Origin of the sequence: Nonomuraea aurantiaca, assembly GCF_020215705.1 — a bacterium.
GTDB classification, from domain to species: Bacteria; Actinomycetota; Actinomycetes; order Streptosporangiales; family Streptosporangiaceae; genus Nonomuraea; species Nonomuraea aurantiaca.
Genome location: NZ_JAIWNB010000029.1, coordinates 53305 through 74409 on the forward strand (window position 1 = coordinate 53305; position 21105 = coordinate 74409).

At 70.2% G+C, this 21105-nt stretch carries 21 protein-coding genes and 3 tRNA genes; 10 read left to right on the forward strand and 14 right to left on the reverse strand.

Annotation, left to right across the window (positions count from 1 at the left end; all coding sequences use genetic code 11):
- Positions 1–115 precede the first annotated feature (115 nt).
- Genes LDL49_RS44830 through LDL49_RS44845 form a run of 4 tightly spaced genes read right to left on the reverse strand, consistent with a single transcriptional unit; the run spans position 116 to position 4540 of the window.
- Complete coding sequence (locus LDL49_RS44830; RefSeq protein WP_225301036.1) at positions 116–1483, reverse strand: glycoside hydrolase family 5 protein; 1368 nt, start codon at positions 1481–1483, stop codon at positions 116–118.
- A 2-nt stretch (positions 1484–1485) separates the two neighbouring features.
- Positions 1486–2304 (reverse strand): carbohydrate ABC transporter permease, encoded by an 819-nt coding sequence (locus tag LDL49_RS44835; protein WP_225301037.1) that lies wholly within the window; start codon positions 2302–2304, stop codon positions 1486–1488.
- Positions 2301–3263 carry a carbohydrate ABC transporter permease gene (locus LDL49_RS44840; protein ID WP_225301038.1) on the reverse strand — a complete coding sequence of 321 codons (963 nt, stop codon included), beginning with the start codon at positions 3261–3263 and terminating at the stop codon, positions 2301–2303. Before LDL49_RS44840 ends, LDL49_RS44835 begins: the two co-directional genes overlap by 4 nt.
- Positions 3260–4540 carry an extracellular solute-binding protein gene (locus LDL49_RS44845; RefSeq protein ID WP_225301039.1) on the reverse strand — a complete coding sequence of 427 codons (1281 nt, stop codon included), beginning with the start codon at positions 4538–4540 and terminating at the stop codon, positions 3260–3262. The genes LDL49_RS44840 and LDL49_RS44845 overlap by 4 nt, the downstream gene beginning before the upstream one ends.
- A gap of 148 nt (positions 4541–4688) precedes the next feature.
- Here LDL49_RS44845 and LDL49_RS44850 point away from each other — a divergent pair, with 148 nt between their 5' ends.
- Positions 4689–5711 (forward strand): LacI family DNA-binding transcriptional regulator, encoded by a 1023-nt coding sequence (locus tag LDL49_RS44850; RefSeq protein WP_225301040.1) that lies wholly within the window; start codon positions 4689–4691, stop codon positions 5709–5711.
- Positions 5712–5804: 93 nt separating this feature from the next.
- Here the strand turns inward: LDL49_RS44850 and LDL49_RS44855 are convergent, their stop codons facing one another.
- Positions 5805–6512: a sirohydrochlorin chelatase gene (locus LDL49_RS44855; protein ID WP_225301041.1), complete on the reverse strand. Its 708-nt coding sequence runs from the start codon at positions 6510–6512 to the stop codon at positions 5805–5807.
- Between the two features lie 257 nt (positions 6513–6769).
- Between LDL49_RS44855 and LDL49_RS44860 the strand changes: the two genes are divergently transcribed.
- Positions 6770–8071 carry an MFS transporter gene (locus LDL49_RS44860; protein ID WP_225301042.1) on the forward strand — a complete coding sequence of 434 codons (1302 nt, stop codon included), beginning with the start codon at positions 6770–6772 and terminating at the stop codon, positions 8069–8071.
- Between the two features lie 84 nt (positions 8072–8155).
- Here the strand turns inward: LDL49_RS44860 and LDL49_RS44865 are convergent, their stop codons facing one another.
- Positions 8156–9118, reverse strand: coding sequence for an SPFH domain-containing protein (locus LDL49_RS44865; RefSeq protein ID WP_225301043.1), 963 nt, complete (start codon positions 9116–9118; stop codon positions 8156–8158).
- 109 nt (positions 9119–9227) lie between these two features.
- Positions 9228–10547, reverse strand: a complete 1320-nt coding sequence (locus tag LDL49_RS44870) for an MFS transporter (protein ID WP_225301044.1) — start codon at positions 10545–10547, stop codon at positions 9228–9230.
- 88 nt (positions 10548–10635) lie between these two features.
- On the opposite strand from LDL49_RS44870, the gene LDL49_RS44875 reads away from it, so the two are divergent.
- The 6 genes from LDL49_RS44875 to LDL49_RS44900 all read left to right on the forward strand — a co-directional run bounded on the left by LDL49_RS44875 (position 10636) and on the right by LDL49_RS44900 (position 15347).
- Positions 10636–11328: a GntR family transcriptional regulator gene (locus tag LDL49_RS44875; protein WP_308016272.1), complete on the forward strand. Its 693-nt coding sequence runs from the start codon at positions 10636–10638 to the stop codon at positions 11326–11328.
- 41 nt (positions 11329–11369) lie between these two features.
- Positions 11370–11732, forward strand: a complete 363-nt coding sequence (locus LDL49_RS44880; RefSeq protein WP_225301046.1) for a DUF2203 domain-containing protein — start codon at positions 11370–11372, stop codon at positions 11730–11732.
- A 95-nt stretch (positions 11733–11827) separates the two neighbouring features.
- Positions 11828–12829, forward strand: coding sequence for a hypothetical protein (locus LDL49_RS44885; protein WP_225301047.1), 1002 nt, complete (start codon positions 11828–11830; stop codon positions 12827–12829).
- A gap of 5 nt (positions 12830–12834) precedes the next feature.
- Entirely contained in the window at positions 12835–13809 is a 975-nt protein-coding gene (locus tag LDL49_RS44890) for a hypothetical protein (protein ID WP_225301048.1), read from the forward strand.
- Between the two features lie 79 nt (positions 13810–13888).
- Positions 13889–14416 carry a CGNR zinc finger domain-containing protein gene (locus LDL49_RS44895; RefSeq protein ID WP_225301049.1) on the forward strand — a complete coding sequence of 176 codons (528 nt, stop codon included), beginning with the start codon at positions 13889–13891 and terminating at the stop codon, positions 14414–14416.
- Between the two features lie 316 nt (positions 14417–14732).
- Positions 14733–15347 (forward strand): alpha-ketoglutarate-dependent dioxygenase AlkB, encoded by a 615-nt coding sequence (locus tag LDL49_RS44900; RefSeq protein ID WP_225301050.1) that lies wholly within the window; start codon positions 14733–14735, stop codon positions 15345–15347.
- 128 nt (positions 15348–15475) lie between these two features.
- Here LDL49_RS44900 and LDL49_RS44905 read toward each other — a convergent pair whose 3' ends face one another.
- From LDL49_RS44905 to LDL49_RS44915, 3 genes are all read right to left on the reverse strand, one after another.
- A complete protein-coding gene (locus LDL49_RS44905) occupies positions 15476–15988 on the reverse strand; it encodes a GNAT family N-acetyltransferase (protein ID WP_225301051.1) in 513 nt (170 codons plus the stop codon).
- A gap of 94 nt (positions 15989–16082) precedes the next feature.
- Entirely contained in the window at positions 16083–17645 is a 1563-nt protein-coding gene (locus LDL49_RS44910; protein ID WP_225301052.1) for a phospholipase D family protein, read from the reverse strand.
- 10 nt (positions 17646–17655) lie between these two features.
- A complete protein-coding gene (locus tag LDL49_RS44915) occupies positions 17656–19008 on the reverse strand; it encodes an amidase (RefSeq protein ID WP_225301053.1) in 1353 nt (450 codons plus the stop codon).
- A 62-nt stretch (positions 19009–19070) separates the two neighbouring features.
- Between LDL49_RS44915 and LDL49_RS44920 the strand changes: the two genes are divergently transcribed.
- Positions 19071–19412 (forward strand): PadR family transcriptional regulator, encoded by a 342-nt coding sequence (locus tag LDL49_RS44920; RefSeq protein ID WP_225301054.1) that lies wholly within the window; start codon positions 19071–19073, stop codon positions 19410–19412.
- Positions 19409–19906 (forward strand): HAAS signaling domain-containing protein, encoded by a 498-nt coding sequence (locus LDL49_RS44925; RefSeq protein WP_225301055.1) that lies wholly within the window; start codon positions 19409–19411, stop codon positions 19904–19906. The genes LDL49_RS44920 and LDL49_RS44925 overlap by 4 nt, the downstream gene beginning before the upstream one ends.
- 26 nt (positions 19907–19932) lie before the next feature.
- On the opposite strand, the gene LDL49_RS44930 is transcribed toward LDL49_RS44925, so the two are convergent.
- From LDL49_RS44930 to LDL49_RS44945, 4 genes are all read right to left on the reverse strand, one after another.
- A tRNA-His gene (locus LDL49_RS44930) sits at positions 19933–20009 on the reverse strand.
- 2 nt (positions 20010–20011) lie between these two features.
- Positions 20012–20084: transfer RNA gene (locus LDL49_RS44935), tRNA-Arg, on the reverse strand.
- Between the two features lie 4 nt (positions 20085–20088).
- Positions 20089–20161 (reverse strand) — tRNA-Met (locus tag LDL49_RS44940).
- Between the two features lie 218 nt (positions 20162–20379).
- Positions 20380–20931 (reverse strand): TetR/AcrR family transcriptional regulator, encoded by a 552-nt coding sequence (locus tag LDL49_RS44945; protein WP_225301056.1) that lies wholly within the window; start codon positions 20929–20931, stop codon positions 20380–20382.
- Between the last annotated feature and the right edge of the window lie 174 nt (positions 20932–21105).

The window sequence follows — 21105 nt, forward strand, 5'->3', positions numbered from 1 at the left end:
TCATCGTAGGGTGCGCCACTGACAATCCCGCGTGACGCCACAGCCGTGTCGCCAGAAGAAGACAGCGCGCCGGAACGCCACGCAGGAAGACCGCGCCGGAACACCGCGCCGCCAGCTACTCGCCCAGGTTCGCGGCCAGCAGGTCGAGCAGCGGCTGCCGCCGTACGCACCGCTCCAGCGCGAAGGAGTCGGCCAGCTCCACCACGTCGTCGTCGGACAGCCCCCTGAACAGCTCGGCGTACTCGGGCAGCATCGCCTGCGCGATGAGGATGTGCCTGATCAGGTCGTCGGCCTGGTAACGCGCCCCCCACGGATAGGGAGCCCAGCCGGGGGCCTCGGTGTCGAGCAGCGTGTGCAGCGGCGCCAGGACGTCGGCCGACTCCTCCATGGTGGAGCCCCACCGGTCCGCGCCGAGCCGCCCCTTCTTGGCGATGAACGCCCCGAACCTGTCGAGGTACGGCCCCGCCGCGTGGACCAGCCCCTGCAGCCCCACGTCCTTGTACGTCCACAGCGACCAGCCGGCCCCGTGCTCGTCGTAGATGTCGAGCTGGTCGCGCAGGATCTGGTAGCGCTGCTCGTCGATCTCGGGACGACCGGTGTAGACGGGCCCGAACTCACCCACCCACAGCGGCGTCCCCGTCTCGCGCTGGAATCGGGACCGCTTCTGGAAGGTCCGCTCCAGCTCTTTCCGGTCGCACCACTCGCCGCGGGTGTAGCCGGGGTACGGCCCGCCGTGCGCGAACCCGGCCAGGGCGTAGTCGTGGCAGACGAAGACCGTGTTCCCGTACACCTCACGGAAGATCGAGAAGTCCGTGGCGTAGGTGTTGCCGTCGAGGAACAGCACGTGCCGCGGATCGGCGGCGCGCATCGCCTTGACCAGCCGGTCGTAGAACGGCCCGACCACCTTGCCGTTCGGATCGCCCGGCTCGTTGACCGGGTTGTACCCGGCCACCCACGGGTGCTCGCGGTAGCGGTCGGCGATGGTCTCCCACAGGTGGACGGCCCGGTCCTGGAAGTGGCGATGGTTCCAGAACGCGGCGACGTGGGTGGGATTGTCGGAGTGCCAGTGCTGGTTCTGCGCGCCGGGCAGGGCGTGCAGGCCGATGACGCTGTACACGCCGTACGAGCCGAGCAGGTCGACCACCCGGTCGAGGTGGCGGAAGCCGCGCTCGATGACCTCGAAGGGCCGCTGGTCGGACTCGAGGCGGCGGTAGTTGACCGGGATGCGCACGCAGTTCACGCCCAGCCCGGCCAGCAGCGCCGCGTCCTGTTCGGTGAAGAACGAGGTCAGCAGCCGCTCGAAGAACAGCTCCGCCCGATCCTCGCCCAGCACCCCCTGTACGGCCTCGCGCATCGCCGTCTCGTTGGCGGGGTAGCCGGTGATGAAGTTCTCCATGTTCAGCCAGCCCCCGAGCCCCACCCCGCGTAGCCGTACCGGAGTGGAGTCGGCGGTGACGAGCCGGCTTCCGGAAACCTGCAGCATGTTCACCCTTTCGTGGCTCCAGCGGTGAGGCCACCGATCAGGTGGCGTTCGGCGATGGCGTAGAACCCGAGCGCGGGCACCATGGCCAGGACGAGGTAGGCGAGGATCCGGGCGGTGTCGGAGCTGTACTGGCCCTGGAACTGCTGGATGCCGAGCGGCAGCGTCCATCCGGACTCGTCGCTGAAGACGACCAGCGGCAGCATGAAGTTGTTCCAGCTCCCGACGATCGCCAGGACGGAGACCGTGGCCAGCGCGGGCCGGGCCATCGGCAGCAGGATGCGCCAGAAGAAGCCGAAGGCCGAGCAGCCGTCGATGGTGGCCGCCTCCTCGATCTCGCCGGGGATGCTCCTGAAGAAGCCGCGCAGGATGAGGATCGTCAGCGGCAGCCCGAAGGCGGCCTGCGTGAGGATCACGCCGAGCGGGCTGTCGAGCAGGCCGAACGTACGCAGCAGCACGAAGATCGGCAGGATCGCCACCGCGAACGGGAACATCAGCCCCATCGTGAACAGCGTGAACAGCACCTCCCTGCCGCGGAAGGCGAACCTGGCGAAGACGAAGGCGGCCAGCGCCGACAGCGCGACGACGAGCACGGTCGAGGCCAGCGCGATGAACGTGCTGTTCCACAGCTGCCGCCAGAACGAGCCCTGGGTGAACACCTCGGTGTAGTTCGACGGGACCCAGGGGTCGGGCAGCCCGAACGGGTTGACCGACAGCTGGGCGGTGCTCTTGAAGCCGCCGAGCAGCGCGTAGACGACCGGGATGAGGATGAACGCGCCGACGATCCACGCGATCACGTGCAGGGGCAGTGTCGGCCGTCTCATCGGCGGTCTCCCATCCTGGTGGTCGCGCCCTCGAGGTCGCGGCGCATCACGAAGCGCTGGTAGGCGAGGGCGAAGACGAGGCTGAGGCCGAACATCACCACGCTGATCGCGCTGGCGTAGCCGACCTGGGCGCGCTTGAACCCGAACTCCAGCATCGTGACGGCCATCGTCTCCGAGGAGTGCGAGGGGCCGCCCTGGGTGAGGATCCAGACCAGGTCGAACAGCTGGATCGTGTAGATGACCGACAGGAACACGCTGATCCTGATCGTCGGCCCCAGCAACGGCAGCGTGACGTGCCAGAACACCCGCCACGGAGTGCCGCCGTCGATCTGGGCGGCCTCGATCAGCTCTTCGGGGATGTTCTGCCGCCCGGCCAGGTAGATCATCATGTGGAAGCCGAAGTACTTCCACGTCATGACCAGGAAGAGCGACAGCATCACGGTGTCAGGGTCGGCGAGCCAGTCGGAGTTCAGCCCGACCAGGCCCAGGATCCGGTTCCCCACCCCCGCGTCCGGCGACAGGATCAGCGAGAACAGCACGCCGGTGATCACTTCGGAGAGCACGTACGGCGCGAAGAACACCAGCCGGTACAGCGTCCGCCCGCGGATGCGCTGGTTGAGCAGCATGGCGATGCCCAGCGAGATGGGCAGCTGCACCACGACGGTCAGGACGACGAGGACCACCAGGTGCCGGACGTCGTCCCCGAAGACCTCCGTGCCGAACAGCCGGGTGAAGTTGTCCAGTCCGATGAAGTTGGTCGGCAGCCCGCCGAAGCCGTTCCACTTGAAGGCGCTGGCGTAGAAGGCGATGAGGATCGGCGCCACGACGAGCAGCAGGAACAGCACCAGCGCGGGCAGGACGAACAGCGCGATCGTCACCCAGCCGCGCCGCCGCCCCGGGGAGGGGGAGGCGGGGGCCGGGAGCGCGGTCGCCTCCGGTCCCCGGGTCAGCGTCGTCATTCGCTCTTGGCCACTTCCGTGATGGCCTCGACGACCTGCTGAGGTGTCTTGGTGCCGGCGATGAGCTGCGCCACGCTGTCGTTGACCTCCTGGCCGACCGCGGGCGGGTACGCCTGGTCGAGGAAGAGCTGGAAGCCGGTGGCGGAGGCCAGCGACTGGGCCACCACCTTCAGGTTGGCGTCCTTGACCGCGCTCTCCTCGCCCTTCAGCACGGGAAGCACCCCGCCGGACTCGACGGCCTTGGCGTGATTGCCCTTCTCGGTCATGAACTTCACGAACTCCACCGCCTCCGCGGGCGCGTCGGCGCCCACCGCGATGCCACCGCCGCCGCCGAACGCCTCGGTGATCGCGCCCTTGCCGCCGTCGACCGTCGGGAAGGGGAAGAAGCCCAGGTTGTCGCGGAGTCCCTTGCCCGACGACGCCTGGACGGTCGGCGCCCACTGGCCCATCAGCTCCATCGCGGCCTTGCCGTTGGACATGGTCGCGGCCTGGCCGTCAGGGGTGCCGTAGCCGGCTCCGAGGAAGCCCTTCTGGAACGGTTGCAGGTCGACCAGCGCCTTGAGCTGCTGGCCGGCGGCGACGAAGTCGGGCTTGGTGAAGTCGTGGTCCACCCCGGCCTGCCGCAGGGCGGGCAGCCCGCCGATGCGCATGGCCAGGTAGGCCCAGTAGTAGTGGCCGGGCCACTTCTCCTTGCCGGCCAGCGCGATCGGGGTGGTCCCCGACGCCTTCAGCTTCTTGACGGCCTCCAGGAACTCCGTCCACGTGGCGGGCGGCGCGGTGATGCCCGCCTTGGCGAAGAGCTGCTTGTTGTACCAGAAACCGACCATCCCGATGTCGGTCGGCAGCGCGTACGTCTTGCCGTCGAACTGGTAGGCCGCCAGCGACGCCTTGGTGAAACCGTCCATGACCGGAGCGACGTCGGTGGTGATGTCCTTGACCAGGCCCGCGTCGATCTGTTGCCTCAGGACGCCGCCGCCCCACGTGGCGAACAGGTCGGGCGCCTTGCCCGACTGCGTGAGCGTGGTCAGCTTGGCCTTGTAGGCGTCGTTCTCCAGGACGGTGAGCTTCATGGTGACGTTGGGATGCGCGGCCTCGAACTCCTTGGCCCTGGTCGCCCACATCGTCTTCAACGGCTCGGAGGTCGACAAGTGCCACCACTCGAGCGTCACCTTCGCGGCCGAGGCCGGCTTGCCGCTCCGCGCGGGCTCCGGGGTCCCGCCACCGCCGCAGCCGGCGAGGAGTAAGGCCGTGGCGACCAGTACGAGACTGCGCCTCATAGGGGTTCCCTTCTCCGCTGCTGAAAGTTTCGTAAAACCCCCGATATTTTCTTTGCCCGGAGCATAAGTAGCCTCTCTGTAATGCGTCAATAGGCATCGTGGAGGTGATCCCGACTCAGGACCGAAAGTTTCGGTTAGACTCCGGCTCATGCCAGCTAAGAGGCGGGTGACGATCGCCCTGATAGCCGAGGAGGCCGGGGTCTCGATCCCCACGGTGTCCAAGGTCATCAACGGCCGTCCCGAAGTGGCCCCGGAGACTCGCCACCGCGTCGAACGGCTGCTGCACGAGCACGGCTACCAGCGGCGCACCAGCCAGGACGACACGCCCTCGGGCCTGGTGGACCTGGTGTTCGCCGAGATCGAGTCGCCGTGGGCGATGGAGATCGTCCGCGGGGCCGAGTCCGCGGCCCGCGAGGCGGGAGCGAGCGTCGTCATGTCGGTCCTGCACACCCACGCGGGTCCCGGAAGGGACTGGCTGGACCGGCTGGCCTCGCGGCGGACGGACGGCGTGGTCGTCGTGGCCTCCAAGCTCTCGACCGGGGTCCAGGCGCAGCTGAGCGCCCGTTCACTGCCGTTCGTGGTGGTCGATCCGGAGGGCGAGCCGGCGCCGGGCGTGGTCTCGGTGGGCGCCACCAACTGGCACGGCGGCCTGGCGGCCACCCGCCACCTCCTGGAGCTGGGCCACCGCAGGGTCGGCATGATCAGCGGGCCGGGTGACATGCTCTGCAGCCAGGCGCGCATCGACGGCTACCGGGCGGCGCTGGAGACGGCGGGCGTCGAGGTGGACCCCACGCTGATCCGCAGAGGCACCTTCCTGGTCGATTCCGGCCACGACCAGGGCCATGCCCTGCTCTCCCTGCCCGACCCGCCGACGGCGATCTTCGCGGGCAGCGACCTCATGGCTTTCGGCGTCTTCGAGGCGGCCCGCCAGCGCGGCCTGCGCGTACCCGAAGACCTGAGCGTCGTCGGCTTCGACGACCTGCCCCTGTCGAAGTCGGCCTGGCCTCCGCTCACCACGGTCCGCCAGCCGCTGCAGGAGATGGCCGCCCTGGCGACGCGCACGGTTCTGGCGATGAAGCGCGGGGAGGCCCCGGAGAGCCGGCGGGTGGAGCTGGCCACGGATCTCATCGTCCGCGAGAGCACGGCGGCGCTGGTCGAGCCCGAGGCTTGACGAGCGACCGCATCGCGCGGATCAGGTCATACGCTTGGGCCGCCGCGGTTCGTCCGCGGCGGCCTGGACAGCGTTGTCAGGTCGACAGCGTTGTCAGGTCGCGAGCTGGCTTCCGTAAGCCCGCGCGACGAGCTCGGCTATCGCGCTGTGCGCGCCGAGCGGCTCGGAGTGACCCGCGCGGACCGCCGCGGCGGCCTGCTCGACCACCTCCGCCGGAGCCTCGTGACCGATCAGGCACGGGGCGATGGCCAGGCGCGTCGCGCCGGCGGCCCGCAGCCGTTCGGCCGCCACCGGCACGCCAGGATCGCTGTCGAGAGAGGCGGCGACCACGGGGAGCGTGAGCCGCGAGGCGAGCAGCACCGCGGTCGCCTGGACGGCGTGCACGGCCCGCTCCCCGCCGACCGTGCCGAGGATGATGGCGTCGACGGGGCTGGAGACGTTCAGCAGCCGGACCCGGTCGGCCCTGGCCAGGCCGCGCTCGGCCAGCCTGATGTGCAGCGCCTCGGCCAGCAGCGGGTGCGGGCCGAGAGCCTCCGTCACGACCGCGTGCGACCCGGCCGCCGCGACGGCCTTGCCGATCTCGGCGAGGACGATCGGATCGTCCCAGGTCAGCAGGGGCACCACGATCGACTCGCGCCCCGAGGGGAGCGAGTCGGCAAGATCTGTAACGCTGGTGAGGCGTACCTCGATCTGCGGGTTGTCGACGCGTACCACGGCCGCGATCTCCGCTGCCACGCCCGAGGTGCTGCCCGGCACCGCGAGGACGAGGACAGGGGCGTCCGGCGGCAGGGACGTGGGCACGGGACGGCGGTGTCGACCGCCTCCCGGCCGGGGGGAACGTTCACGTACAGGCAGGCTCACAGGCGCGCAGTTTATGCCTATAAAGGGACCTGTGTTCTGCGAAATGGCCGCGATTCAATCACAACGCCGGCCGTGTGACCGAGATCACATCGTGATAGCCACAAATCTTGACTTATCTGGATAAAGCGGCAAACTCAACAGCAACTAGAAACGCGTTCTAGAGCGACAGTCACGCACCGTCCCCCGAAGGACTGGGAATGAAGCCGTTCTATGTCCGCGAGTTGAGCGTGTACCCCGTCGGCCGCCGACGGGTCTGGCTCCTGGCGATAGCCGTGCTGGCGAGTCTGGTGGCCAATTTCGAGACGACGATCGCCACCATCCTGCCCTTGCTGCTGGACGACCTGAAGATGTCCCTGACGGTCTACGGGCAGATCGCGGCCGTCTCGGTGCTGGTGGGCGGATTGTCGGCCGGGTTCGGCGGCATCCTGTCCGACCGGTGGGGCCGGGTCACGATCCTGGTGCCCACGCTGACCGTCACCGCGGCCTGCAACTTCCTGCTGGCCACCGTGGACTCGGTCGGCGAGCTGTTCGCGGTCCGCTGCCTGATGCTGTTCATCGAGGGCGCGGGCATCACGATCACCGCCTCGCTCGTCCGCGACTTCTCGCCGCGCCTGGGCCGCGCGCAGGCGTTCGCGTTCTGGACCTGGGGGCCGGTCGGCGCCTCCTTCCTCGCCTCGTTCATCGCCGGCTTCACGCTGCCGATGTTCGGCAACGCCTGGCAGTCGCAGGCGATCATCATGGGCGTCGTCTCGCTGATCCTGTGCGGGGTCATCATCTGGCAGATCGCCGAGCCGTCGGCGGCCCTGCGAGCCCAGGTGATGCGGTACGAGGAGGCGGTGGCCACCGAGGAGAAGATCGATCCGGGCAAGGTGAAGGAGCTGCTCCGGCACCGCCACCTCTGGGCCCACGTGCTCGGCAACACCGGCTGGCAGGTGCTCTACTGGACTTTCGCGATCTTCGGCCAGACGATCCTGGCCAGCACCGCGTTCCGGATGGAGCCCGCCGAGGCCAACCGCGTCGTCGCCCTGGGCATCCTGCTCAACGCGCTGGCCGTCATCGTGGTCGGCCGCATCTCCGACCGGCTGCAACTGCGCAAGCCGTTCACGGCCGTGGGCATCGTGCTGACGATCGCGACGCTCGCCTACTTCATCAGCCTCATCGGCACGGGCGCCACGGCCGGCACGGTCACTCTGGTCTACGCGATCCTGTTCCTGGTCCTGGGCGTCGCCTACGTCCCCTGGATGGCGAACTTCTCCGAGGACGCCGAGGACGTCGACCCCCGGCTCCAGGGCGCGGCGCTGGGCCTGTGGGGCATGGTCGTCCGGGTCATGATCGTGGCGCTGCTGGTGATCTCGCCGATGGTGGTGGCGGCCAGCGGATGGGGGACCTGGCTGTGGGTGGCGCTGGCCGGCCAGGTGGTCTTCCTGCTCTCGATCGCCGCCTTCAAGGGCTCCTGGCGCCGCCCCCGCGCCGGCGAGTCACCGAAGGTCCCGGCCTGACACCGCCGGCCACAGGTACGGCAGCAGGATCGTGCCCGGCGCCAGAACGAGCCGCCCGGCCACGGCGGCCCGGGCCGGGATCACTCAGCGGGCCGGAACCACGATGGACTGCGGGTTCCCCGGGGCGTAGACGGTGATGCCCTGGGGGAGTGACTTGAGCTTGTCGATCTCGGCGCAGGCCGGGCACTTGTCGTAGCCCTCCTGGCGGGCCTGGTTCGCGGCCGACTCGGCCTTGGCCTGGGCCACCCGGGCCTGGGCCTCGGAGACCGCGGCGTTGGCGGCCAGCGATCTGTCCACGGCCTGCTGCACCTCGGCCGGCAGCGTCACCTTGGCCAGGGTGAACCGCAGGCCGGTGAAGAACTCGCCGCCCAGCGCCTCGGGCAGGTCCCGGGCCAGGGTGGCGTTGACGGCGTTCTGGACCCTGGTGATGTTCGTGTTGCTGTCCTGGGCCTTGGTGCCGCCGCCCTGGTCCTTGAGCGCGGTGTTCGCCAGCAGCGAGCACGAGGGGACGAGCTCGGCGCAGCGCAGGTTGCCCAGCTGCCCGCGCAGCGCGTTGTCCACCACGGGCCGGACGGCCTGGCCGAAGAACGCCGTCCAGCCGTCGTCGCCGTCCCACGCGGCCAGCGACTCGTCGTTCTGGGCGCGGTACGTGCGCGTGCCGTACTTGTCGTCGAACCTCTTCAGCGCGTCGTGGTCGAGGTTGAGCGTGAAGTACAGGGTCCCCTCGATGCCCAGGTTCACGCCGTCGCTGCTCGGCACCGTCACGACGTCCACGCCGAGCATGGTGGCGCGCTTGGCGTCGGCGGTGATCGTGTAGAAGCGCTGCTGCGCGGGGTAGGCGTGGACGGAGGACCACATGCCCGTCCAGGTCAGGCCGGAGCCCGGGTCGATGACCTGGCGTACCTGGTTGTCGTCGAACCAGCCGCCGTCGCGGACGACGGCGACCTGGCCGCCTTCGGTGCTCTCCAGACCGCCGACCGCCCCGATGGCGGTGGGGATCGCGAGCAGCGCGGCGAGGACCAGGATGACCGACAGGGTGATGCGCACGGAGACCTCCCGCGCGGGCGGCGGTGGCAGCCGCCGCCCGCGCATTTCGCGGCGGACTTGCGGAGGTACGGCCGATCACGTGGACGGTGCCCGGCCGAAGGCAGAGCGCTCAGGCTCGTTGCGGGACGTCCCCGGGGTCGGCGCCGGGGCTGGCGGCGATGTCCCGGTCGCGGGTCTCCGGCGCGATGGCCAGGCCGACGGCCGTGACGGCCAGCGCGGCCACCACGTAGAGGGAGACCGCCGTCGTGGTGCCGTACGCGGCGAACAGCTTCAGCGCGATGATCGGGGCCAGCGCGCCCCCGACGATCCCGGCGACCTGGTATCCCATGGACGCGCCGCTGTAGCGGAGCCTGGTGCTGAACAGCTCGGCGATGAAGGCGGCCTGTGGTCCGTACATCGCCGCGTGGGTGACGAGCGCGACGATCGCGGCCAGGGCGATCAGCGGGAACGACTTGGTGTCGAGCAGCGGGAAGAAGACGAACACCCAGACCGCGGCGCCGAGCACGCCCGCGAAGTAGACGGGCCGCCTGCCGATCCGGTCCGACAGCGCGCCGAACAGCGGGATCAGCGCCAGTTGCAGCGCGGAGCCGATCAGCACCGCGTTCAGCCCCACCGAGCGCTCCAGCTTCAGCGGGCCGGTGAGGTAGACCAGGATGTAGGCGGTGAAGGTGTAGAAGGCCACGTCCACGCCGATGCGCGCGGTGAACGCCGACAGCAGCGCGCGCGGGTGCGTACGCAGCACCTCCAGCAGCGGCATCTTCGCCTTGGCGCCCTGCTGGGCCAGCTCCGTGAACAGCGGCGACTCCGTGACCTTCAGCCGGACCCAGAGCCCGACGAGCACCAGCACGCCCGACAGCAGGAACGGCACCCGCCAGCCCCACGACAGGAACGCCGCGTCCGACAGCGTGAACGACAGGATCGCCAGCGTCCCGGTGGCCAGCACGTATCCGGCGGGCACGCCCACCTGCGGCCAGCTGGCGTTGAAGCCGCGACGGCGGTCGTCGCCGTGCTCCAGCGACATGATGACCGCGCCGCCCCACTCGCCGCCCAGGCCCAGCCCCTGTATGAACCTGAGCGTGGCCAGCAGGACCGGCGCGAGCGCGCCGACGCTCTCATAGCCGGGCAGCACGCCGATGAGGAACGTCGAGACGCCCATCACCAGCAGCGTCACGACCAGCACGGTCTTGCGGCCCGCCCGGTCGCCGAAATGGCCGAACACGATCCCGCCGAGCGGCCTGGCCACGAACGCGACGGCGTTGGTCGTCAGGGCCAGCAGGGTCGCGTTGAGCGGGTCGAAGGTGGGAAAGAACAGCTTGCCGAAGACCAGCGTCGCCGCGGTGGTGTAGAGGAAGAAGTCGTACCACTCCAGAGAGGTGCCGATCAGGCTGGCGAGGATCACCCGCCGGGTCTGCCGCGTGGAGCCTGTCATCGTCGCTCCTTCGATCAGGGGGCTCTTATCAACATAAGGATCGTTGAACAATTCGACAAGAGTTTTGTTGGATGATTCCCTGTTGTCTGTGGACGACGCGGCGGACAGCCCTCTTGCGGATCTCGAACATGACCGGTCCAGGCTGGGCCGCAGCAGCACGGCCGAGCGGGTGGCCGACATCTTGCGCGACCGTGTCACCGAGGGCTTCTTCGAGCCGGGCCAGCGTCTGTCCGAGGAGGCCATCGCGGACGCGCTGGGCGTGTCGCGCAACACGTTGCGCGAGGCGTTCCGGCTGCTCGGCCACGAGGGGCTGCTGGACCACCGGCTCAACAGGGGCGTGTTCGTGCGGATCTTGTCGGCCGAGGACGTCGCGGACCTCTACCGCGTACGCCGGGTGATCGAGGGCGCGGCCGTCCGGCGCCGCCCGAGCGGCCAGGAGCTGGCCGTGATCAGGGAGGCCGTGGCCGACGCCGAGCGGGCCGCCGCCGACGACGACTGGCGCGGCGTGGGCACCGCCAACATCCGCTTCCACCAGGCGCTGGTGACGCTCAACCAGAGTCCCCGGCTCGACGAGGCCATGCGCCAGCTCCTGGCCGAGCTGCGGCTCGTCTTCCACGTCATGAAGAATCCGCGCGCCTTCCACGAGCCGTTCGTCACCCGCAATCGCAAGCTCCTCGAGCTGCTCGAAGCCGACCGGCCGGACGAGGCCGCCGCCTTCCTCGACGCCTACCTCGACGACGCCGAGCAGCTGCTCGTGCGCGCCTACGAGCCCAACCGGTGACAATGATGCGCGCCCACGAGCGCACCCGATAGCGTTCGGGCATGGCCAGGACGTTCACCCTCGACGAGGCGCGCTCGCTCATGCCGTCGATCATCGACGCAGCCGGCGAGCTGATCACTGCCCGTGCCGACCTGGCCGAGATCGCCTTTGACCGCCAGAGCGCCGGCGTGTCCGCGCTGGGCGGCATCCCCGAGATGAAGGCGATCGAGGCGCGCATCGAGGAGATCCTGAGCACCTGGACCGAGCAGGGCATCGAGGTGAAGGGGATCGCGCCGGTCCTCGTCGACTTTCCCGCCGTGCTCGACGGGGTGTCCGTACGGCTCTGCTGGATCGAGGGCGAGAGCGAGCTGGCCTGGTATCACCGCACGGATCTGGGATTCGCGGGCCGTCGCCCGCTGCGCTGACTCCCTGTCCTGGCGGGCACATGAATGTGTCTCACCTGTGATCAACCCGTTTCGCTCGGTCGGTATCTAACCGGACGAGTGAAAGGAACACCACCATGAGGCACACCTCAGCGACCACCGCGCTCCTCGCGGCGGCGGTCATCGGCGGGCTGGGGATCAGTCCCACCGCCGCCCACGCCCAGACGGGTCCACCCGGAGTCCAGGCAGCGTGGATCAAGTCCTGCACCGACAAGAAGACCGACAGCACCCGCCCTTGCGGCCCCTGGCGGCTGATCACGCGTGACGGCGGGAAGATCACCGTCAAGGACGCCGCCGCCAACGGGGTCGACGGCAAGGGCAAGAAGGCCGAGGAGCTCGGCGTGTTCGCCATCAGCGCCGATGGCCGCGTCATCGCCTATGAGCGGGCCCGTGACCATCGCATCGTCGTCCGGCAGGCGACGGGCGGCCCGGTCAAGGTACTGGCCGCGTCCCTGGTGCCCAAGCGGTTGGGGACGAGCCCGCTCACCCTGTCCCTGTCGCCCAAGGGGGACAGGCTGCTGGTCGACTCCTTCGAGGACGCCCAGCGCGTCCCCGGCAAGCTGGTCACGATCGCCACCGGCAAGATCGTCCAGCTGCCCGCCGAGGACACGGCCAGGAGCTTCAGCGCCGACGGGGACGAGGTGCTGGGCCGGCGCGACGAGGGCGACAACACCACCACGCTGGTGGCGTACCGGGCCGACGGCACCTCGGTCAAGCGGACGCCGCCGCAGGTCGTCGTGAACGCCGCCGTCACCGCGCTGGCCGCGGACGGCAAGACGCTCGCGGTCATCGCCGGCGGGAACGAGGACACCAAGAAGCCCCCGCGGCTGCGGATCTACGACCTGGAGACCGGGGACCTCTCCTCGGGCGTGGATCTCGTTCTGAAGCCGGGACAGACGCCGTACCTCACCCAGTGGACGGCGGACGGACGGCTCACGGCACTCGTGCAGTCCGGTGACGACGGCTCGACGGCGGTGGTACGGGAGTTCACCGTCGACAAGGAGACCGGCGCCGTCACGCGGGCGGACACGTACACGATCAGCAAGACCCGGTACACCTTCATCGCGGCAGGGGAGTGACGGCCATGAAGATCAAGATCGCCGTGGCGATCGCGGCAGGGCTGGCCGCCCTGATGACCGCGCCGACGGCTGCCCAGGCCGCGCCACATCACGAACACGACGGCATCCGCTACGCCTCGGTCAAGGGCTGCACGGTCAAGGGCGGCGAGCAGCGGCCGTGCGGCAAGTGGCGGCTGGTGATGCACAGCGGGGAGAGGGGCTCCCTGCCCGACGCCGAGACCGTCGCCCGCGAGGCGAACGGCAAGTCGTCGCGCACCCAGGTCGCGCCCATCGCCGTCAGCGGCGATGGCCGGCGCGTCGCGTACTTCAACAAGTCCGGGCAGCTGGCTGTACGGACCATGGGGGGCGGCGTCAAGGTCTTCGCCAAGTCCGCGCTGCCGCGCGTGGCCCAGTACAACGTGACGCTCCAGCTCTCCGACGACGGCGCCCGGCTCGCGGCCGTGTTCACCACCGACAAGCCGGTGAAGACGCGGATCTTCGACACCGCCACCGGCGCCCTGCTCGGCTCGACGCCCGGCGGCCAGACGCTGCGGGGCTTCAGCGCCGACGGCGGCGAGGTGCTCACCGACGTCGGCGGCGACGAGTCGGTCACGGACCTGATCGCCTACAGCGAGTCCGGCGAGCAGCTGTACCGCGTCACGCCGCCGCAGATCGTCGCCTCGAACGCCCCGTCGGCCCTCGCGGCCGACGGCCGGACGACCGCGAACGTCGTGATGAGCGCCAAGCCCCAGCTCGTCCTGTACGACATGCAGGCCGACCAGGTCATCGCCAAGCGGAGGCTCAAGCTGCCGACCGGCGACCTGCTCATGATCGACTGGACCGGCGAGCGGCAGGTGACGCTGCACCTCGTGCGGTATCCCGACGGCAAGGCGAACAAGATGACGATCGTCCAGGTCGACACCGAAACCGGGGCCGTCAAGGTCCGGGACCACTACTCGCTCCTGAAGGACAGCTACGTCTTCGCGGCCTGCGGCGGCTGAGCTCTCGTCAGGTTCGACGCGGTACGGCGGGGCTGGGGGAGCCCCGCCGTTTCCGTGTCTGCGGGCATACGCTGCTGGCGTGGCGGTTCACTCGACCAAAGCGATGGCGGCTCGGGCCGTGGATCTGTGCGTCGCGCTGCTGCACGAGGAGCCGTCGGTGGAGTCGGTCGCGCGGGTGCTGCGCGACCACGGCGAAACCGGCGACCTGGATCTGGGCGAGGCCGATGTGGCGGCGATGCGGGCCGCGGCGGAGCGGCTGGTCGCCGTCTTCGCCGCCGCCGGCCCCGACGTGGCGGCCGCCCGGCTGAACGATCTTCTGGCGACGGCCGCGCGGGCGCCCCGCCTGACGAACCACGGGGCCACGACTCCATGGCACCTGCACGTGGACGGCGACGACTACGCGCCGTGGGGGGAGTGGTTCCTGGCCTCGTCGGCCCTGGCGCTGGCCGTCCTGCTGGCCGATCACCAGCGCGTGCCGGGCGGGCTGTGCGCCTCGGCCACCTGCCGCCGGCCGTACCTGGACCTGGGGGGCGGCAGCCCGCGGCGCTACTGCAGCACCCGCTGCGCCACCCGCGAACGCGTCGCGGCCCACCGCGGCCGCACCTGACCGCCCTCAGCGGGCACTGCCCACGCGGCCGTACCTGACCGCTCTCAGCGGCATTGCCCACGCGGCCCCACCTGACCGACACGGTAGCAAGCGCCACAAAAGGGCAGCGCGGTAACAGGCGTGATGGGCGGGGATGCCCGATACTGGACCCGTGGGGATCGGCGGCCTGCGTGGCCGCCCCGGTCTGTACGGGCTGCGTGCCGTACAGACCGGGCGGGTGGGACGACGAGCCGTGCGCCCGGCCGTGACGGCCGGGCGCAGCCGGTCTGCGGACCTAATCGAATGAATGTTTGAACGATCACCTACACTCGATGTCATGAAGGCTGTTTTCCAAGCTTCTCTGCTGGAGGCCGACGAGCTCGTCGGCTCGGCGATCCGCCGGACGCGTCTGGAGCGCGGGGCGTGGATCGACGTCGGGCCCGGCTGGCTGGCGCAGGCCGACGCGCTGTTCTCCCGGCTGGCCGAGGTGGTGCCGTGGCGGGCCGAACGGCGCCGCATGTACGACAAAGTAGTCGACGTGCCGCGGCTGCTCGCCTTCTACGACGAGGACGAGCCGCTGCCCGACCCGGCGCTCGACGACGCCCTGCGCGTGCTCAACGAGCGCTACGCCGAGGAGCTCGGGGAGCCGTTCCGCACGGCCGGGCTCTGTTTCTACCGCGACGGCCGCGACAGCGTGGCCTGGCACGGCGACACCCTGGGCAGGGGTGGCAGCGAGGACACCATGGTCGCGATCATCTCGGTCGGCGCCCCGCGCCCGCTGCTGCTGCGCCCCCGGGGCGGCGGCGCGTCGATCCGTCACGACCTGGGGCACGGCGACCTCATCGTGATGGGCGGCAGTTGCCAGCGCACGTGGGAGCACGCGATCCCCAAGACCTCCCGGCCCACCGGGCCGCGCATCAGCATCCAGTTCAGGCCGCGCGGCGTCCGCTGAGAGCGGGGACGGCGCCAGGCGGACTGGCGTCCCCTCAGCTCAGAGCGGTTGATTGCCACTACCACGAGACAGGCCCGGCGGACGATCGGGACCACCTCGTGGCCTGCGCGGGCGGGGAGCTCGGATGACTACTTCTCCGGCCGCAGCACCGAATACAAGAGCTGGTCGTGCCAGCTCCCGCCGCGCCACTGGGCCCGGCGGATCACGCCTTCACGTTCGAACCCGGCGTTGGCCAGCGCCCCCTGCTCGGCGAGGTTGGTGACATCGGTGATGGCCTCGATCCGTTCGGCCCGGGTGTGGTCGAACAGGTACGTCACCAGCTCGCGGTGCGCCCGGCTGCCGACGCCCTTGCCCCGGTGGCGCGGGAAGATCACGATGGACAGCGTCCAGCACCAGGAGGTGTGGGACGGACCCCAGAGCCGCTGGGACCAGCGCATCCATCCGGCCACCTCACCACGGGCGTCAATGGTGAAATAGCCGCCCTCGGTGCTCAGCAGACCGGTCGCCGCGAACTGCTCGCGCATCACGTGCAGGGTGCGGTGGCCGAACCACTGCAGCTCGCCGGTCCCTTTCGGGCTGCCCAGATTCTCCTCGAACATATCCAGGTCCGCCTCACGGACCGGGCGCAGGCTCACGTTCACTCGGGTTCCCTTCCTCAGCTCCACAGAGCCGTACAGGATAGGGCAGATCACCGCCGAGTGATCACGGAGGGTGGCCTCAAGACAGCAGCGAGCGCTAGAAAGTCCTGGATCTCCGGAGCGCGGGAGGCCGCCCGTCGGGATCGACCGCCAGGCGGTAGAGCGGCGTGGCGAGCAGCCCGCGCACCCGGGGCAGCTCGGGGTAGGAATGCGGCCGCAGCCGCCCCGGCGGCCGCGGACCCTTCCGGCCGCCGGCGTGCCAGGCTTCGAGCCGCGCCGCCGCGTCGGCGAAGGCGTCGAACGCGGCCACGGGATCGCACAGCTCGTCGCGATCCGCGCCGTCCTCGGCCCGGTCCAGGTGCTCGCCCATCAGCGACAGGCGCAGCTCGCGGGCGAACCGCCGGGCGCCGTACGGCTCGCGCGGATCCTCCTGCTCATCGAGTACGGCACAGCTCAGCTCCGAGTCGTAGCTCCAGGAACGCAGGTTGACGTTGTCGGACCCGACCGAGGCCCACACGTCGTCGACCACGCAGACCTTGGCGTGCACGTAGACGGGGGTGCCCTCATGGTTCTCCAGGTCGTACAGGGCGACCCGGTCGCCGCCGGCCCGCAGCAGCCGCTTCAGCGCGTGGACCCGGCCGATCAGGCTCGCCGGCCCGGCCAGCCAGCCGTCCTGGTCGGGGTGGCGGGGGACCACGATGACCATCCGCAGGCCGGGCTCGCGTTCCAGCGCCTCGGCGAACGGCTCGATCACGTCCGTGGACCACAGATACTGATCTTCCAGGTAGACCAGCGAACGGGCCCGGCGGAGCACCTTCTGGTAGGCGTGCGCCACGCTCCGCTCGCCGTCCGGCGCGAACGGGTAGCTGCTGCGCCGGGCGGGATAGGTGCGCAGGATCTGCACGGTGTGCGTGCCCGCCGGGGGCGGCGGCGGCCCCGGCTCGGGCAGCGGAGGAACGTCGTCCATCCGGGCGAAGTGGTCGCGCAGCCGCCTGATCGGATCCCTGGTCTCCGGCGCGGGGTCCTCCCACCGCTCGCAGAACACCTTCTCCACCTCCGCCACGGCGGGGCCGTGGATGGCGACCTGGACGTCGTGCCACGGCGGCCGCCGGCCGTACTCGCCCGGCATCGGGCACGCCTGCGGATCGCCGAGGTGGTCGGCGTCGTCACGGCGGCTGTGACACAGGTCGATGCCGCCGAGGAAGGCCACGTCGGCGACCGGGTCGCCGTCATGACGGAGGATGACGAACTTCTGGTGGTGCGAGCCGCCCGGCTTGGTCCGCGTGTCGAGGACGGCCTGCCCGCCCGCGGCCTCGATCGCCTCGCCCAGGTGCCGGTTCTCGGCCGAGCTGAAGCGTAACCGGTCCAGGTGCGAACGCCAGATGAGCCCTCTGACCAGCGCGCCTCGGTGCGCGGCGGCGGCCATCGCGTCGCCCACGGAGGGCCCGTTCTCGGTGAGCCGCTCGTCGGGATCGCCGCGCCAGTCGGCGAACAGCAGCAGGTCGTCCTTGCGCAGCGCCTCGACGCAGGTCTTCAGCTCGGCGAAGTAGGTCGCGCCGTGGATCAACGGGCGTACGTCGTTGCCCGAGGACCAGGCGTCGAGCTCGGTCGCCGGATTGCCTCTCTCCTGGTCCGTGAGGAACCAGTCCTGGATCCGCATTCGCAGTCGGCTACCCGGCGGGCGGCGTTCCATGCCTCGCCCGGCCGAGCGCGGCCGTCTCGAACAGCAGGTGCTCCCACCCCGGACGGCAGACGAGCTGCAGCCCGACCGGCAGGCCGCGCACCGTTCCGGCCGGGACACTCAGTGCGGGAAATCCGACCACGTTCCACATGCTCGTCAGGGCGAGCAGGGCGGCTCGCACGGCGACGGGCCCGCCGTCCAGCTCGGTCGCGCGCTGCCCGAGAAACGGCGCGGTGAGCGGTACGGTCGGCAGCGCGAGCACGTCATGCCGCCCGAACAGCGCGCCGACGCTCTCGGCGAGTCGCGGGCGGGCCCGCATCGCCCGCACGTACCGCCAGCCCGGCATCTCGGCGGCGCCGCGCACGCGTTCGAGCACCTCGGGGTCGAACAGCTCGGGCGCCTCGGCCAGCCGGTCGGCGTGCACCGCCGCCGTCTCGCTGCTCTGAATGGCGGTGAAGGTCTCGCGCAGCTCGTCCGCTTCGTGCGCGGGGAACGCGAGCTCCTCCAGCGGGCCGGTGCCCGCCTCCACGGCCCGGCGTACCGTACGGGCCACCTGCGGGTCGCAGGCGAACACGCCGGTGGGATCGAGCCAGGCGACCCGCCCCGGACGGCCGTCGTCTTTTAGGGCTCCGGCGGGGACGAGGGACCGGTAGGCGATCAGGCAGTCCCGCTCGTGGCCCGCCAGGAGGCCGACGGTGTCGAAGGTCTGCGCCAGGGGGAAGACGCCATCGACCGGGATCGCCCCGTACGCGGGCTTGAATCCGGCGACCCCGCATAACGCCGCCGGAATGCGGACCGAGCCACCGGTATCGGTGCCGAGGGCCAGCGGCACCATGCCCGCCGCCACGGCGACCGCGCTGCCGCCGCTGGAGCCGCCCGACATGCGCGCGGGCTCCCACGGATTGCGCGACGGGCCGGCGGCGGAGCGATCGCCGGTGGGGCCGTACGCGAACTCGTGGGTGTTCGTCTTGCCGATGACGACGGCCCCGGCCTGGCGCAGGCGCGCCACACAGGCGGCGTCGGCGACCGCCACGCCGGCGAAGTGCCGCGAGCCCATGCTCGCGGGCAGCCCGGCGACCATGATGAGGTCCTTCACGCCGACCGGCACGCCGTGCAGCGGACCCCGGTCGGCGCCGCCGGCCAACTCGTCGTCCGCGCGCCGGGCCGCGGCCCGCGCCCCGGCGGCGTCCACGGTGACGAACGCGTTGAGCAGCGGGTCGAGCTCGGCGATGGCGTCGAGCGCCAGCTGGACGAGCGCCGTCGAGGTGGTCCGGCCTTCGCGCAGGTCCCGTGCGAGGCCGTCGATCGTACGCCCGGTGAAGGGGCCAGAGGGTGTGGGCACAGAACCTCACCGTAGAGGTATTCCGCGCATGGATCCTTGCTTCGCAAGGTAGCATGCACAGCATGGAAAGCCAGACTGGTCTCGCCACGGCGCTTCGCCGCGGAACCCTGGAGTTCTGCGTGCTGGCCCTGCTCGAAGACGAGGAACGCTACGGCGTGGAGCTGGTCAGCCGGCTCGGCGCCGAGACGGCCCTGACGACCAGCGAAGGAACGCTCTATCCCCTGCTGTCCCGGCTACGCAGAACCGGCTGGGTGGCCACCACATGGCAGGAGTCACCCACCGGTCCACCCCGGCGCTACTACGGGCTGACCAGTAACGGCAAGGCGGCACTGGCGCACTTCCGCTCCGAATGGGCCGCCTTCCGCGACGCCGTGGACCACATCGTCGGAACGGAGAATTCATGAACCGCTCAACGGATCCCTTGGACCGGCTCGTCGAGGACTATCTGGCCGAGGTCGCGTACGCGATCGGCGGCCTGCCCGCCGCGCGCCGGGAGGACCTCCTCGCCGACCTGCGCGAGCACATCACGGTGGCCAGCGCCGAGCTGGACCCACCGACCGAGGCCGGGATCCGCACGATCCTCGACCGGCTCGGCGACCCCGCCGCCATCGCGGAGGAGGCCCGCCTGGGCGAACCGGCCCCCGCCGCTTCGACCGGCGCCTCCCCGTACGCCTCCCCGCACACCTCTCCACATGCCTCTCCGCATGCCTCTCCTCATGCCGCGACCACGCTCCGCCCCTCCGCGGTCCGGTCCCGGAGGTCGCCGGGCACGCTCGCGCTGGTGCTGGTGTCCGTACTCGTCGTCATCCTGGTCGTGGCGGGCGCCTGCGCGGCGACCCTCTTCGCCTTCCGTACGGAGAGCGGAGGGCCTGTGCAGGTCGCCACACCCTCTCGATGACACTGACGCTCGCGATGACACCGACGTGGGGCGGCCGACGGGACTTGAACCCGCTTTCACCAAGATCACAACTTGGTCCCTCGTTCGCTTCGGGATCGGCCGCAGTGCCTTCGGCCGGATTCGAACCGGCGTCCTCCTGCTCCGCAAGCAGGCGCGCTCTCCACTGCGCCACGAAGGCCCGGTAGCGGGTGCGGGAATCGAACCCGCCTGAAGCGGTTTATGAAACCGCCGGGCACACCAGCACCCTCACCCGCCATCGGGAAATCATTGGGGAAACAAAAACCGCCCAGACCGTGTGGTCCTGGGCGGCGGCTCGCTGACTGTGACGTCAGTGACGAAGACCCCAGGGCATACGGCCATGGCGGACCATATGACCGTGGCGCATCGCGTCGCTGCTGAGGTTCTTCATGTCGTGAAGCATGCCGGACAGATCATCCTCGGGCAACGCATTTATTCACTGAGCAGCTTGGACCTCAGACGCGCAGCAGGCGCAGGCAGAGCCGCTTGAGGGTCTCGCGCAACTCGTCGTCGCCCCGGTGGGAGAGGCGGCGGATCGCCGGACCCAGGTCGTTGGCCATGAAGTACGCCGCCTGCTCCTCCGCTGTCGGCTGGTCGCCGAACAGCAGGTGGAGGCCGCGTTCGGCCTGAGCGTCGAGTGTGCGCCTGATCCGGTCGTGCCGGCGCAGGCCCGGATCGGTGTGGCTCAGCGGCGCGATCGCGCGGTTGGCGATGACCTGGTCGACGAACCCGTCGACCAGGTACTCCATCCGGGCCCGCTTGCCGCGGATCGTCTCGGCCGTGTCCAGCATCGCGTCGAACGCGGCGATGCTGACGTCGAGGAGCGCTTCCAGAATCTCGATCTTGGTGCGGAAGTAGTAGTAGACGTTGGCCTTCGTCACACCCATCGTGTCCGCGATCAGCTGCAACGACGTCGCGTCGAACCCGTGCTCGACGAACAGCCGCCGAGCGGTGTCGAGGACCGCCTTCCTGGTCTTCTCGGCCTGCTCGGCCCGGGTCGGCGACATGCGGCGATGGTAGCCCACCGGTTGACGGCCGTGCCGCTCTTTGTTGCCATTTCATTGGCCGATCGGCTAATGAAATGGATGGCGGGAGGGGAGAGCAAGGACAGAGACCGTTCTGGGGGCCAGACCAAGTGCGAGAGAAAGGGGCGGTGTCCTGCCCTACCTGAGAAATCGCTG

Bases quoted from the DNA above. Each gene is read 5' to 3' on its own strand.
- LDL49_RS44925 (WP_225301055.1), top strand. From the start codon at position 19,409: ATGAACCGCTCAACGGATCCCTTGGACCGGCTCGTCGAGGACTATCTG.
- LDL49_RS44860 (WP_225301042.1), top strand. From the start codon at position 6,770: ATGAAGCCGTTCTATGTCCGCGAGTTGAGCGTGTACCCCGTCGGCCGC.
- LDL49_RS44840 (WP_225301038.1), bottom strand. From the start codon at position 3,263: ATGACGACGCTGACCCGGGGACCGGAGGCGACCGCGCTCCCGGCCCCC.
- LDL49_RS44870 (WP_225301044.1), bottom strand. From the start codon at position 10,547: ATGACAGGCTCCACGCGGCAGACCCGGCGGGTGATCCTCGCCAGCCTG.
- LDL49_RS44920 (WP_225301054.1), top strand. From the start codon at position 19,071: ATGGAAAGCCAGACTGGTCTCGCCACGGCGCTTCGCCGCGGAACCCTG.
- LDL49_RS44890 (WP_225301048.1), top strand. From the start codon at position 12,835: ATGAAGATCAAGATCGCCGTGGCGATCGCGGCAGGGCTGGCCGCCCTG.
- LDL49_RS44835 (WP_225301037.1), bottom strand. From the start codon at position 2,304: ATGAGACGGCCGACACTGCCCCTGCACGTGATCGCGTGGATCGTCGGC.
- LDL49_RS44885 (WP_225301047.1), top strand. From the start codon at position 11,828: ATGAGGCACACCTCAGCGACCACCGCGCTCCTCGCGGCGGCGGTCATC.
- LDL49_RS44900 (WP_225301050.1), top strand. From the start codon at position 14,733: ATGAAGGCTGTTTTCCAAGCTTCTCTGCTGGAGGCCGACGAGCTCGTC.
- LDL49_RS44945 (WP_225301056.1), bottom strand. From the start codon at position 20,931: ATGTCGCCGACCCGGGCCGAGCAGGCCGAGAAGACCAGGAAGGCGGTC.
- LDL49_RS44910 (WP_225301052.1), bottom strand. From the start codon at position 17,645: ATGCGGATCCAGGACTGGTTCCTCACGGACCAGGAGAGAGGCAATCCG.
- LDL49_RS44850 (WP_225301040.1), top strand. From the start codon at position 4,689: ATGCCAGCTAAGAGGCGGGTGACGATCGCCCTGATAGCCGAGGAGGCC.
- LDL49_RS44830 (WP_225301036.1), bottom strand. From the start codon at position 1,483: ATGCTGCAGGTTTCCGGAAGCCGGCTCGTCACCGCCGACTCCACTCCG.
- LDL49_RS44880 (WP_225301046.1), top strand. From the start codon at position 11,370: ATGGCCAGGACGTTCACCCTCGACGAGGCGCGCTCGCTCATGCCGTCG.
- LDL49_RS44845 (WP_225301039.1), bottom strand. From the start codon at position 4,540: ATGAGGCGCAGTCTCGTACTGGTCGCCACGGCCTTACTCCTCGCCGGC.